We start from the raw sequence: 12811 nt of genomic DNA on the forward strand, positions 1-12811 counted from the left end.
GAACGCATCGATATGGAGCCAATTACCTAGAGCAATTGACAAGCTTGATGCCAGAATCAAGCCAGGAGACAAGCAGACCCATGGCCACAAAAAAACCGCCGCGCCGCACCGCCGAACGCATTCTTGAAGTCACGCTTGATCTGTTCAACCGTTTTGGTGAGCCCAATGTTTCGACCACGCTGATCTCGGCCGAGCTGGGCATCAGCCCCGGCAACCTCTACTACCACTACCCGGCCAAAGACGAGCTGATCAACTCGCTGTTCAACCGCTATGAGCGCGAGTTGATCGATTTGCTGGCTGCGGCAGAGAATGTGGCTAACGTCGAAGATGCATGGCTGTTTTTTCACATGCTTTATGAATTGATCTGGAAGCATCGCTTTCTCTACCGCGACTTGAACGATCTGCTGTCCAAGAACCGGCGTTTGGAAATGCACTTCCAAACCGTGTTGACGCACAAAGCCCAGGCCATGCGCCAGGTGCTTGCTGGCCTGCAGCGAGGCGGCGCGCTCAAGATGGAAGCAAGAGAGGCTCTGCCCACCGCCAATGCGATGGTGGTGCTCTTGAGCTATTGGCTCAGTTTCGAGTATGTACGTGACCCCCGCCATGCGCTGGAGCCCGACCAAGCAGGGCCGGCCCTGATGCGCGGCGCCTTCCATGTCTTGAGCTTGTTGCTGCCCTATTTGGAGCCGGCTTCAAAAGAGCATCTGTTCGCACTCGCCAATCAGTACCAATAGAACCAACGGAGACAAAAATGGCCAAATGGACCGCTTTCCCGCATGACAACAGCGCCTTTCAATACAGCCCAGCCTCACTGAAGAAGCACTGGGCGCGGCTGCATACCGGCGACGCCGAGCCTTGGCCCAAGGACGCGGCCGTGGTCGCGGCCTGGATCCACTTCCATGCGGGTGAGTTTCAGCAGGCCTACGAGGCTGGTTTGGCGGCGGGAGGCGCCGGCATCAGCGTTGCCAACAAGGCGCAGGCAATCTACGCCAACTACCTGGAGAAGAAGGAGAAGGTCAAGCTGGAGATGTTCCTGGAAGTGGCCGAGCGCGCCGCCGCTCAGCAAGCCGAAGAACCCAAGAACGCCAACGCCTATTACTGGCAAGCCTATGCAATTGGCCGCTACGGCCAGGGCATCAGCGTCGCCAAGGCCTTGGCGCAGGGTTTGGGCAGCAAGGTCAAGCATGCGCTGGAAACCACGATAGCGCTGGCCCCCAAGCATGCCGACGCGCATATCGCGCTGGGCGCTTTTCACGCCGAGGTGATTGACAAGGTGGGCAAGCTGCTGGGCCGCACCCAGGGCGCCGACACCGCCACCGGGCTCAAGATGTTCGAGCAGGCCTTGAAGCTCAACCCCAGCAGCGCCATCGCGATGATTGAGCGCGCCAACGGCCTGGTGATGCTGGAAGGCGACAAACGCATGAAGGAGGCCGAGGCACTCTATGCTGAAGCGGCCGCTTGCGAAGCCATGGATGCCATGGAATGCCTGGACGTTGAAATGGCCCGCGAAGAACTCGAAGAGTGAGCAGCTGAATCGCCACAGGACCGATGACCGCCGTGCCGTTTTTCACGTTTAGCGGCGGAAATAGCCCGCTTACCCCCCGCACTCGCGCGTGGCAAGACGAGTCTACTGTGGTTAAGCTGTGCACCCTGAGCTGCCGAATTGGCTCGGCCCCACGGTCCGATCATTCAGCCCCACCCTGCAATTTTTCACCGAGGATTGACATCATGAAACGCACAGTATTGGCCCTGATCCTGACACCTTTGGCCGCCTTGTCTTGGGCGCAATCGCCGGAAGCCACCGCGCTACGGGTTGAATGTGCCGCCAAGATGGCACCGGTCACCGAAGCCAAGGCCGGCGCGGCCAGCGAGTACCAATTTGTCTACAGCAAGGGCGAGTACCGCGGTGAGAAGCAAAACGGCAAGCTGATCGGCTGCACCGACGCGCAATACAGCGGCTACCTGGCCAGCGTGGACCCAAGCCGAGTGATGTCGGCCTACCCGACAGCCGCTGGCCGCCCCAATATCAAGCCCAATATCAAGCCAAACTTGGCTGACCAAGCCGTCAAGACCAAGTAATTCGCGCTCTATTCAACCCAGGGCAACATCATCGTCAGCAGCAGGAGTTTGTTGAACTCCGGCTCAAAGCGGTCGATGATGCCCTCGGGGTCGGGGCATAGCGTGCTGTCGGTAATCAAACCGAATTGCACCCGACCGGCGTAGGTCAGGATACTGACGCCAACACCAATGTCGCCCGACTGCGGCACCCAAAACATCAGCCGCTCGACCTGCGAGCCCAGCATCTGCAGCGGCTGGGTCGGGCCGGGCACATTGGTCATCACCGCCGTGGCCTTTTTGGCGAATATATTCAACATCGCCGTCTGCACCGGCTTGATCAACAAGCCCGCCACCGCCAACAACCCAAAAGCCAGCACCGGCTGAAAGCTGCCCTTGAGCTCATTCATGCGCGCCTTGACCGCATACAAGCGCTCGATGGGATTGTCGATGCCGATCGGCAGCACCAGCGGCACCAAACCGAAGCGATTGCCCAGCTGGTAACTATTGGCCAGCGGCCGCAGATTGACCGGCACCATCGCGCGAATTTCCTTGCCCGCCACATCCTCGCCCTTGCTCTGCAGGTAACTGCCTATCGCACCGGCCACACAGCTGAGCAAGACATCATTGATGGAAGCCCCCAGGCCCTTGCCGACGGCCTTGACCGCGTCGAGCGGCAGATCATTGCTCCAGGCCACGCATTTGCGCTTGCCGGGCTTGCCCTTCAACTGCGTGTGGGAGTCGTCCGGCATGAAGGCAAAGGCGGCCACATCATTGACCGCTTGATAGCCCATCCGCGCCATGTCCACCGAAGCATCGAGCGGGTGATGGGGGTGGCCCCAGGCCTCGACCGACTTGGCCACACCGGACCCCGCCGCCCCGATCGCCTTGATCGCCAAGTCGGCCATCGGGCGCAACAAGCTGTCGGTCAACCAATCTTTGTCATCGCGGGGCTGCTGCTGGCGCTTCGGCGGCGTGCGGCCGCCGTCGGTGATGGACATCATCACGGACGTCAGGGCAATGCCGTCGCCAATGCAGTGGTGAATGCGCATGATCAGGCCGCTGCAGCCCTGCTCCTCGTCACCGCCCAAATCCTCGATCAAATGAAACTGCCACAGCGGATGGGCCGCGTTCAGCGGCTCCATCGCCAACTCCGCCACCCGGGCTTTCAAGGCATCCTGCCCCACTTGGCCCGGCTTGCCGCGCACGGGCATCAAGACCTCGGCCACCACATGGCGGTCAATATCAAAGTCCTCGTCGTCGACCCATTGCGCGCCCAGCGCATCCTCAACCACGCGCTGGTGAAAGCGGGTGTATTGGAGCAGCCTGGCCTGCACCCGCTCCTTCAAGGCCTCCAGGGTGATGGACGGGCGGATATACCAAACGCCCACAATCATCATCAAATTGGACTCGGTGTCCATGCGTAGCCAAGCGGTGTCTACCTTGGACATGCGTTCAATCGCTTGCGACAAAACCGTCTCCTAGAATTTGGTGTGTGCTGCCTACACAATGCTGGTTAACATCAAGGCTGTCTATCCCGATTGTTACTACTACTCAAGGAGAATTCATGAGCCTTCAGGACCAATTCGACGCCGCCGTTGCTGGATCGAAGCAACTGCCCGAGCGCCCGGACAATATGACTTTGCTCAAGCTCTATGCCTTGTTCAAGCAAGGCAGCAGCGGCGATGTGGAAGGCTCACGCCCCGGATTCACCGACATGGTGGGCCGCGCCAAATGGGATGCCTGGAATGAGCTCAAAGGCCAAAGCCAGGACGAAGCCAAGCAAAGCTATATCGACTTGATCGAGTCGCTGAAGTAAGACGGTCCTTCAGCTCTTCCGAGCCAAGCCGAGCCGAGCCCGCCAGCTCGGCTCTATTTTTTGGCTTTGGGCTTTTTCGGTGCTTCGGCACTCAGCAAGGCGTCGAGTTCCTTTTGAATCTCGGCCTCAATCGTGCCCCGAAAGGCACCCAGCAAGAAGCCCAGCTTGGCGCTCAAGTCGAAATGCTTGGCCGCTACGATCAGCTGGCCTTTCACGCCTGAGCGGCTGAACTCCACGGTGTCACTGGTCTCGCCCTCCAGCACGGTGCACTCCATATCGAACTTGGCCTCGACTTGCTCGGCCCAGGCCCAAGCGATCTCGCGCGCGCGCTTCAAGCCCAGTTCATGATCACGGTGGATGCAGATGTCAGCCATATTGTTAGTCTCCTGTTTGCTTCAATAACTCAGATCGACGCTCGGTCTTGGGCAGGGCAGCGAGGCGCTTGACCTCGGCATAAAAATGCGGCCAGTCATGGCCCTGACGCGCCAGCAAGGCATCAAAGGCCGGGGTCAGGTCCGTATAGGCGGCCAGCAGCGCAAAACTGGCATTGTTGGCGCGCGCAAACCAGCCGTCATAGGATGCGTCCCCCCCCCAGGCCTCGGCCTTGAGCCGCCCATAGTCCTCGCGCAGGCTTTGCAGCAGCTTGGCCTTGCCCGCTCGTTTGCTGTCCTCGCTCTGAGGCGAGCCATACAGCTCGGCCAAGCGCTGGCGGTAGTCGCCGGTCAGGGCCCGGAACTGCTCGCGCCGCTGCATGCGCAGCCTATAAGCCGCGCGCTCCGCCGGGCTGCCCTGCGCCTGCAACCAAGCGTCGGCACCGCGCCGTTCAACCAAGGTGGCGAAAGATTCATTGAACTGGGTGTCGTCGGCGGAATAGGCGACCTGATGCGCCAATTCGTGAAACACCATGCCCGCCAATTCGCCCGGCGGGTATTTGATGAAGGTATTGAGCAGCGGGTCGCCGCCAAAAAAATTACTCCAGCCCAAAGTCGAGTAAGCGGGCACCCCGTAAACCAGAACCTCCAAGCCTTCGGCACGCAGCTGCGCCGCATAGGCGTCCGCCTCGGCACGGTCAAAATAACCCCGATAGCCGACGCAACCCATCACGGGGTAGCACCAGGTCTTCAAGGTCAAACCGAGCTCAGGCGTGGCCACCACATTCCAGACCGCCGCCGAGCGGCCCAGATCGGCATAGCGGCGATAGCTGTCGTTATCCGGCAGCTTCAGCGTGTCGACCGAATAGGCCCGCAGGCGCTGGCTCAGCAGCAGGCGTTCGCGCAAGTCGGCGGCCAGCTCAGGCTCGGCCAAAAGCTTGTCGACCGGCTGCGCCGCCGCCATCAGGCTCAGGTGCCCGCCGATCGATTGGCTCAGATACGCGGTCTGCGTGCAGGCCGTCAACAAGGCCAATGTCGCGACGAGGCCCCAGCTTGCCAGCTTCACTCGGCGCTCGCTCCGGCCCATGCTTCGATCTCCACCAGGCAGTCGTAAAAACTGGGCGCGCGGCCCATATCGGTCAGGCGCTGGTGCGTGACTTCATTGACATTGCTGCCCGCCACACCGAGCTTGCGCCACCACACACCCAGGCCGTTGACAACGCCGGGCCTTGCCCTGGCGCTGACGCGGGCACGGCAGGGGTAGCTGCCCCGGTCATTGAAGATGCGCACCATCGCGCCGTCGGCCAACCCGCGCGCGGCGGCGTCTGCCGCGTGAATCTCTACCAAAGGCTCACCCTCGATATCGCGCAAACTCTTCACATTGACGAAGCTGGAATTGAGGAAATTGCGCGCCGGCGGAGAAATCATCGCCAGCGGAAAGCGCGCCGCCAGAGCCGGGCTGGAGGCGACACTTTCATAATTGGCCAGATGATCCGCATCGCCACATTGGGCCCGGCCGTTGGCGGTCAGGAAGCCCCCGTTGGCAAACGGCGCCTCGGCCAGCGGCAAGCTTTGCCAGCCTTGCGCGCGCAAGGCGTCAAAGTCGATGTCTTTGCTAAAGGCCTGGCGGGCCAGTTGTTCATCGCTGTCGGCAAAACAAGCGTCGGTGAAACCCATCGCGGCGGCCAGCTCACGGAATATCTGCGTATTGGGCTTGGCCTCGCCCAGTGGCGCCACCGCCTGCTCATTGATCAAGACATCGGTGTGACCATAGCTGGTGTGGACGTCCAGATGCTCCATCTGCGTCGTCGCTGGCAAAACGTAATCCGCCAGATCGGCGGTGTCGGTCATGAAATGTTCCAGCACCACGGTAAACAGATCGGCGCGCTGAAAGCCGCGGACCACCTTGGGCGACTCGGGTGCTACGGCGACCGGGTTGCTGTTGTAGACGATCAGCGCCGCTATCTGCGGGCCAAACTCTGGGCCGGCGGGGCGCAGCAAATCATCGCCAATCGTGCTCATATTGATGGTGCGCGAGGACCTGCTGGCGCGCAGCTCGGGCCGCTCAAGATCACTGTTTTTGAACGGTGCGAACCAGCCCGAACTGGACAAGAGCAGCCCGCCGGCGCGGTGCCGCCAAGCACCCGTCAAGCAAGGCAACAAGGCGATCAAACGAACCGCATTGCCGCCGCCACGCACCCGCTGCATGCCGTAGTTGAGACGAATCGCGGCCGGCGCGGTCTGCGCGTAGTCACGCGCCAAGTCGCGCACCTCGTCAGCGCTGATGCCGCAAACCTCGGCCACCCGCTCGGGCGGCCAGGCCAGCGCCCGCTCGCGCAGGCCCCCGGCCCCCTCCCAGCCATCGACATGCTCGCGCAGATAAGCATCGTCGAGCCAGTCATGCACGATCAGCTGCTGCATCAGCCCCAGCGCCAAGGCGCCGTCGGTGCCGGGCATCAGCGCAATGTGTTGATGGCATTTGTCAGCCGTCTCGGTTTTGCGCGGGTCGATGCAAATCAGCTTGGCACCAGCGCGCTTGGCCTGGTTGGCATAGGTCCAGAAATGCAGATTCGAGGCGATCGAATTGCTGCCCCAAATCAGGATCAAGCGGCTCTCGGCGAAGAACGGCAAGTGCATGCCGAGCTTGTGGCCGTAGGTCGCTGTCAGCGCGGCGGCGCCGGCCGAAGCACAGATCGTGCGGTCCAGCTGCGAAGCGCCCAGGCGGTTGAAAAACCGCCCGGCCATCGCCTCGCCCTGCAGCAGACCCATGGTGCCGGCATAGCTGTAGGGCAGGATCGCTTGCGGGTCGCGCTGGGCAATATTGCTCAAGCGGGAGGCGATATCGGCCAGCGCAGCGCCCCAGGTGACGGCCTCGAAACGCGGCGCCTCGTGCTTGGCGCTGATGCGCTTCAGCGGCTGCAGGACCCGCTCGGCGTGATAGGTCCGCTCGGCATAGCGCGAGACCTTGGTGCACAGAGCGCCGTGGGTGCTGGGATGATCGGCGCGGCCCTGCACCTTGATGACCCGGCCGTTCTCAACCGTCAGCGCCAAGGCGCAGGTATCGGGGCAGTCGTGCGGGCAGGCACCCTTGATGATGGTTTGCATGAGCGAACTATTGCACATTGGCCGCTCACACTGGCGCAAAGGGCAATCAATGCGCAAGCAGCCTCGCGGCACCTGCGGCATTAAACTGCCAGGCAACTGCTAGAAAACTTCTAAACAGTGGCTGCTGGCTCGGTCCGCGACCGCTATGCACCCCTCACGGAGACACCATGAAGCTGATCGATTCCATCTTAGCCGACGCGCCCGGCATTGCCGCCTTGCGGCGCGATATCCACGCACATCCAGAGCTATGCTTTCAGGAGCAGCGCACCTCCGATTTGATTGCAAAAGCCTTGAGCGACTGGGGCATTCCGGTGCACCGGGGCCTGGGCACGACCGGCGTGGTCGGCATCATCAAAAACGGCAGCTCCGCGCGCGCTGTTGGCTTGCGCGCCGACATAGACGCCTTGCCGATGACCGAGCACAACCAGTTCGCCCATGCCAGCACCTATGCCGGCAAGATGCACGCCTGCGGCCATGACGGCCATACCGCCATGCTGCTGGCCGCGGCCAAGCATTTGTCGACCGAACGCAATTTCGACGGCACGATTTATCTGGTCTTCCAGCCCGCCGAGGAAGGCGGCGGTGGCGCCCGCGAAATGATCAAGGACGGTTTGTTCAAGCTGTTCCCGATGGAGGCGATGTTTGGTGCCCACAACTGGCCCGGCATGGCGGCCGGCCAGTTTGCCGTCAAGAGCGGGCCGGTGTTTGCGTCCAGCAATGAATTCAAAATCACCCTGCACGGCAAGGGCGCCCACGCGGCGATGCCGCACCTGGGGCTCGACCCGGTACCAGCCGCTTGCCAGCTGGTGCAAGGCTTTCAGACCATCATCAGCCGCAACAAGCGGCCCAGCGACGCCGGCGTTATTTCCGTCACCATGATCCACACCGGCGAGGCCACCAATGTGATCCCGGACAGCTGCGTGATCGAAGGCACGGTGCGCACCTTCACGCTGGAGGTGCTGGACCTGATACAGCGGCGCATGCAGCAGATGGCCGAAGCGACGGCGCAAGCCTACGAGTTGCGCTGCGAGTTTGAATTCAAGCGCAACTACCCGCCCACCATCAATCACCCAGTGGAGACCGAGTTCGTGCGCCAAAGCCTGACGGCCATGGTGGGGGCCGCCAATGTGCAGGAATTCGAGCCGACGATGGGCGCCGAGGACTTCAGCTTCTTCCTGCAAGAAAAACCCGGCTGCTATTTTTTGATCGGCAATGGCGACGGCAGCCACCGCGACGGCGGCCATGGCATGGGGCCTTGCACCTTGCACAACCCCAGCTATGACTTCAATGACGACTTGATTCCGCTCGGCGGCTCGACCTGGGTGCGGCTGGCGGAAAACTGGTTGAACAGCCCCAGGCCATGAGCGCCAGCGATTTCTTTTCGCAAAGCTATGCCCAAGCGCGGGCCAAGTTTTTGGCCGCGGCCGAAGCTGCAGGCCTGGACCCTGAGCCCCATTGGCATCCCTTGCTGGGTCGCGACGGTGAACGACTGGCGCTGGATGTGCTGCGCCACGGTCCCAGCAAAGCAAGGCGCTTGCTGATCATCAGCAGCGCCTGCCACGGTGTGGAAGGTTTTGCCGGCAGCGGCATACAGACCGGGCTGCTGAATGATCCCTCGTGGCTGGCCGAGGTCGCCGCCCAGGACGTGTGCGTGCTCTACCTACATGCGCTCAACCCGCACGGCTTTTCCTGGTGGCGCAGGGTCACGCAAGAAGGCGTTGATCTGAACCGCAACTGGCACGACTTTCACCAGCCGCTGCCGCACAACGCCGGCTATGACGAGATCGCGGCCGCCTTGCTGCCGGCGCAATGGCCACCGAACGCAGCCAGCGAGGCGGTGCTGGCCGACTATGCCGCGCGCCATGGTGACAAGGGCCAGCAGCAGGCCATAACCGGCGGTCAATATGAACATGAGTTGGGCCTTTTTTATGGTGGCCGCGCCCCGACCTGGAGCCAGCAAACCTTGCGCCATGTGTTGCAAGAACAGGCCGCAGGAGCCGAGTCCATCGCCTGGATAGACCTGCATACCGGCCTGGGCCCCAGCGGCCACGGCGAGCGTATTTTTGCCGGCCAAGACGATGGGCGTTCACTGACCCGCGCGCGCCTTTGGTGGGGTAAGGAAGTCACTTCTTTGTTGGATGGCAGCTCCAGCTCGGCGCCTTTGGTCGGTTTGATGTGGAGCGTGGTGCCTGAGCTATTCCCGACGGCCGAGTACACCGGCATCGCGCTCGAATTTGGCACGCTGCCGCTGCCTGAAATGCTGAACGCCTTGCGCGCCGACCATTGGCTGGAAGCGCACCCCGAAGCGCCGGAAACGCTGGCCCAGGCCATCAAACGCCAAATTCGCGATGCCTTCTATGTCGACACCGCCGACTGGAAGCAGCAACTGCTGACCCAAGCCCGCCAGGCTTGCGGTCAAGCCTTGAAAGGATTGACAAGCGATGATTGAACTCGACCCCACCCGTAGCGCCAGCATCCAGCAAGAAACCCAAGCCTGGCTGGAAAAAGCCGTCATCGGTTTGAACCTCTGCCCCTTCGCCAAGAGCGTGCATGTCAACCAACGCCTGCGTTATGTGGTCAGCGATGCGGCCACGCCGGAAGCACTGCTGAAAGAGCTGGCCCATGAGTTGCTGAGCCTGATGCGCGCCGACCCGGACGAGATCGAGACGACGCTGGTGATTCACCCCCTGGTACTGACCGATTTTCTCGACTTCAATGACTTCCTGGGCGCAGCCGATGCGCTGGTCGAAGACTTGGAGTTAGACGGAATCTTGCAAATCGCCAGCTTTCATCCCGACTATCAGTTCGGCGGCACGGCGCCCGAGGACATCAGCAACTACACCAACCGCTCGCCCTACCCCACCTTGCATCTCCTGCGTGAATCGAGTATCGAGCGCGCCACCGAGACCATGGCCGATACCGATGCAATCTACGAGGCCAATATGGTGACGCTGGAGAAATTGGGCCTGGAAGGCTGGCGCGCCCTGGGTCTGAAAGTCAGCCCGGCATGAACTTTTTCGTATGAGCGCCAATTCAAGCCAGAATGCAGCTCATATCGACGCACCACGAAATGACTAAGGCTTTGAAAATCAACGCACACTGAGCAAGCACGCTGCGGCGTCCGACGAGACTGAAGAGGCCCTATTGAGCAGAACAAAATCCAGCTCACTGTTTGTCGCGATCGCGCTCGGCGCCAGCATAGGCTTGTTGCTGCCGGCCTTGATCGTAGGCGGACTGTTGATTGGCCTGCGCGAACCGCAGGCGGCCGAGGCGGCGCTGCAGCGCGAGCTCGAAGCAAAACTTGACGTGCTGGTCAGCAGCCTGCCCGAGCTGCTGTGGAATCTGGACACAGTGGCCGCACGCGAGGTGGTGGCCGCCGTGATGAAGTCCCCGGATGTGGTGCGGGTGACGGTGCGCGACGCCTCGCAGGGTGCGCCCTTCATCGAAATGAGCTTCCCCGAACGCCAAAAAGGCCTCAGCGTCAAAGGCGAGCGCGAAATCTTTCGCGGCGTGGCGCGCATCGGGCATTTGCGCATCGAGGTTGACGACCACCTCAGTACCGCAGCCTTGACCCGTCAGCGCTGGCTTTACGGCGCCACGGTAGGCGGCCAATTGCTGGCTTCCTTGGCTTTGATCCTGGCCTTGTTGAACTCCCGCTTGATGCGCCCATTGCGCGAGTTGGGTGGATTCGCCAACGATCTCGCGCAAGGCCGCTTCTCGGCTCAGTTGCCGCCAGGCCGAAAAGACGAGATTGGCCTGCTAGGTGGCCACCTCGAACATATGCGTGACGCGCTGCAGCAGCAGTTCGATGCACAGCGCGCGCTGATCGAACGCCTGCGCGGCATGGCCGAGACGGTGCCCGGCGTGGTCTACCAGCTGCGCTTGGGACAGGACGGCCAATTCTCCTTCGCCTATGTCAGCGAGGCGGTGAAGGACTATTTCAATCTTTCTGGCGCCAAACTTGAGTTGAGCGCCGAGCCTTGGTTCGAGCAAATTGCAGCACCAGATCGCACCTTGGTGCGCGAGTCCTTGCTGGCTTCAGCGCGCGCATTGACGCCTTGGCAGCAAGAGTTCAGAGCGCATCAAGACGACGGCAGCGAACGCTGGATCTATGGCAATGCCATTGCCCAGCTGGAGCCGGGCGGCAGCGTGCTGTGGCACGGCTTCTTGACCGATATCTCGCACCAACGCCGTGACGCGCTGGAGTTGGTGCGGTACCGTCTGCATCTGGAGGAATTGGTCGAGGCGCGCACCGCCGAGCTGGCCGAGGCCACCAAGGCCGCTCAAGCGGCCAGCCTGGCCAAGAGCGCCTTCCTGGCCAATATGAGCCATGAAATTCGCACGCCTATGAACGCCATCATCGGCCTGACCTATTTGGTGCAAAGCGAAGCCACCGAGCCGCCCCAGCAGCAGCGGCTGCAAAAGGTCGCCGATGCAGCGGAGCATTTGCTCAGCATCATCAACAACGTGCTGGATTTCTCAAAGATCGAGGCGGGCAAGTTGCAACTCGCCCACAGCGATTTCAACGTCGCCCAAGTGCTCGACAACGTATCCAGCATGTTGGCCCAGCGCGCCAGCGAAAAGGGCCTGCAAGTCGTGGTCGAGGTGGATGAGTTGCTGGCGACCCAAATCTTGGCCGGCGACGCGCAACGCGTGACCGAGATTTTGCTGAACTTCGCCGGCAATGCGGTCAAATTCACGGACCAGGGCAGCGTCAAATTGGCGGCCAACATCGAGGCCGATTTGGGCAAGGCATTGCAGCTACGCTTTGAGGTGCAAGACAGCGGCATAGGCATCAGCCAAGAGGCGCAAGCCCGGTTGTTTCAAGATTTCGAGCAGGCCGACAGCTCCACCACACGCCGCTATGGCGGCACCGGTCTAGGCCTGGCCATTTGCAGGCGTTTGGCCGACTTGATGCATGGCGAGGTCGGTGTGCAGAGTAGCCCTGGGGCGGGTAGCCGGTTCTGGTTCACGCTCAAGGTCGACAAGAGCAGCGAGCCCTCGCTGGCCGCTCCTGCGCAAGCCTCGCGCGGCATGGCGGCACGGGAGTTGCTGCAGCAATTCAAGGGCACGCGCGTGCTGCTGGCCGAAGACAATGCGGTCAACCAAGAGGTGGCGGTGGCGATGCTGGGCAGCGCCGGCCTGATCGTTGACGTCGCCGGCGATGGGCAAGAAGCGCTGCGCATGGCCAGTGAGTTCGACTACGCCTTGATTCTGATGGACGTGCAAATGCCGCTGATGGATGGTCTGGCCGCCACCCGCGCTATCCGCGGCAGTGCGCGGGGCAAGCACACGCCCATTTTGGCCATGACGGCCAACGCCTTTGCCGAAGAGCGCCAGCGCTGCCTGGATGCCGGCATGAACGACCATGTGGCCAAGCCAGTGGTCGCGGAGCAGCTTTTTGCCACCTTGCATATGTGGTTGAGTCGCAGCGAGAAAAATCGCACACTCTGAGTTCACG

12 protein-coding genes are annotated in these 12811 nt (G+C 61.7%); 8 read left to right on the forward strand and 4 right to left on the reverse strand.

All coding sequences use genetic code 11. The features are described 5' to 3' along the window. Positions 1-80 precede the first annotated feature (80 nt). From LNV09_RS11015 to LNV09_RS11025, 3 genes are all read left to right on the forward strand, one after another. Complete coding sequence (locus LNV09_RS11015; protein WP_263557133.1) at positions 81-734, forward strand: TetR/AcrR family transcriptional regulator; 654 nt, start codon at positions 81-83, stop codon at positions 732-734. Between the two features lie 17 nt (positions 735-751). Beyond that, entirely contained in the window at positions 752-1525 is a 774-nt protein-coding gene (locus tag LNV09_RS11020) for a hypothetical protein (protein WP_263557134.1), read from the forward strand. Positions 1526-1728: 203 nt separating this feature from the next. Further along, complete coding sequence (locus LNV09_RS11025; RefSeq protein ID WP_263557135.1) at positions 1729-2079, forward strand: hypothetical protein; 351 nt, start codon at positions 1729-1731, stop codon at positions 2077-2079. 8 nt (positions 2080-2087) lie between these two features. Here the strand turns inward: LNV09_RS11025 and LNV09_RS11030 are convergent, their stop codons facing one another. Then, complete coding sequence (locus LNV09_RS11030; RefSeq protein ID WP_263557136.1) at positions 2088-3506, reverse strand: wax ester/triacylglycerol synthase family O-acyltransferase; 1419 nt, start codon at positions 3504-3506, stop codon at positions 2088-2090. A gap of 116 nt (positions 3507-3622) precedes the next feature. Between LNV09_RS11030 and LNV09_RS11035 the strand changes: the two genes are divergently transcribed. Next, the gene (locus tag LNV09_RS11035; RefSeq protein ID WP_263533809.1) at positions 3623-3874 is read left to right on the forward strand and encodes an acyl-CoA-binding protein; all 252 of its coding nucleotides are present in this window, start codon (positions 3623-3625) and stop codon (positions 3872-3874) included. A 53-nt stretch (positions 3875-3927) separates the two neighbouring features. On the opposite strand, the gene LNV09_RS11040 is transcribed toward LNV09_RS11035, so the two are convergent. From LNV09_RS11040 to LNV09_RS11050, 3 genes are read right to left on the reverse strand one after another with little or no spacing between them, the layout of a single operon-like run. Continuing rightward, positions 3928-4248, reverse strand: coding sequence for a polyhydroxyalkanoic acid system family protein (locus tag LNV09_RS11040; protein WP_263557137.1), 321 nt, complete (start codon positions 4246-4248; stop codon positions 3928-3930). Positions 4249-4252: 4 nt separating this feature from the next. Then, entirely contained in the window at positions 4253-5311 is a 1059-nt protein-coding gene (locus LNV09_RS11045; RefSeq protein WP_263557138.1) for an aminopeptidase, read from the reverse strand. Then, the gene (locus tag LNV09_RS11050) at positions 5308-7350 is read right to left on the reverse strand and encodes a molybdopterin-containing oxidoreductase family protein (protein WP_263557139.1); all 2043 of its coding nucleotides are present in this window, start codon (positions 7348-7350) and stop codon (positions 5308-5310) included. The genes LNV09_RS11045 and LNV09_RS11050 overlap by 4 nt, the downstream gene beginning before the upstream one ends. A 167-nt stretch (positions 7351-7517) precedes the next feature. Between LNV09_RS11050 and LNV09_RS11055 the strand changes: the two genes are divergently transcribed. The 4 genes from LNV09_RS11055 to LNV09_RS11070 all read left to right on the forward strand — a co-directional run bounded on the left by LNV09_RS11055 (position 7518) and on the right by LNV09_RS11070 (position 12804). Next, positions 7518-8714, forward strand: coding sequence for a M20 aminoacylase family protein (locus tag LNV09_RS11055; RefSeq protein WP_263557140.1), 1197 nt, complete (start codon positions 7518-7520; stop codon positions 8712-8714). Beyond that, positions 8711-9799 carry a M14 family metallopeptidase gene (locus LNV09_RS11060; protein WP_263557141.1) on the forward strand — a complete coding sequence of 363 codons (1089 nt, stop codon included), beginning with the start codon at positions 8711-8713 and terminating at the stop codon, positions 9797-9799. The genes LNV09_RS11055 and LNV09_RS11060 overlap by 4 nt, the downstream gene beginning before the upstream one ends. After that, entirely contained in the window at positions 9792-10361 is a 570-nt protein-coding gene (locus LNV09_RS11065; RefSeq protein ID WP_263557142.1) for a DUF1415 domain-containing protein, read from the forward strand. The genes LNV09_RS11060 and LNV09_RS11065 overlap by 8 nt, the downstream gene beginning before the upstream one ends. Positions 10362-10494: 133 nt before the next feature. After that, a complete protein-coding gene (locus LNV09_RS11070; protein ID WP_263557143.1) occupies positions 10495-12804 on the forward strand; it encodes an ATP-binding protein in 2310 nt (769 codons plus the stop codon). Positions 12805-12811: the final 7 nt, after the last annotated feature.

Source organism: Paucibacter sp. B2R-40, assembly GCF_025717555.1.
Lineage (GTDB): Bacteria > Pseudomonadota > Gammaproteobacteria > Burkholderiales > Burkholderiaceae_C > Paucibacter_A.

Coding starts and splice junctions, on each gene's coding strand:
- LNV09_RS11015 (WP_263557133.1), top strand. CDS start 81: ATGGCCACAAAAAAACCGCCGCGCCGCACCGCCGAACGCATTCTTGAA.
- LNV09_RS11020 (WP_263557134.1), top strand. CDS start 752: ATGGCCAAATGGACCGCTTTCCCGCATGACAACAGCGCCTTTCAATAC.
- LNV09_RS11025 (WP_263557135.1), top strand. CDS start 1,729: ATGAAACGCACAGTATTGGCCCTGATCCTGACACCTTTGGCCGCCTTG.
- LNV09_RS11030 (WP_263557136.1), bottom strand. CDS start 3,506: ATGTCCAAGGTAGACACCGCTTGGCTACGCATGGACACCGAGTCCAAT.
- LNV09_RS11035 (WP_263533809.1), top strand. CDS start 3,623: ATGAGCCTTCAGGACCAATTCGACGCCGCCGTTGCTGGATCGAAGCAA.
- LNV09_RS11040 (WP_263557137.1), bottom strand. CDS start 4,248: ATGGCTGACATCTGCATCCACCGTGATCATGAACTGGGCTTGAAGCGC.
- LNV09_RS11050 (WP_263557139.1), bottom strand. CDS start 7,350: ATGCAAACCATCATCAAGGGTGCCTGCCCGCACGACTGCCCCGATACC.
- LNV09_RS11055 (WP_263557140.1), top strand. CDS start 7,518: ATGAAGCTGATCGATTCCATCTTAGCCGACGCGCCCGGCATTGCCGCC.
- LNV09_RS11060 (WP_263557141.1), top strand. CDS start 8,711: ATGAGCGCCAGCGATTTCTTTTCGCAAAGCTATGCCCAAGCGCGGGCC.
- LNV09_RS11065 (WP_263557142.1), top strand. CDS start 9,792: ATGATTGAACTCGACCCCACCCGTAGCGCCAGCATCCAGCAAGAAACC.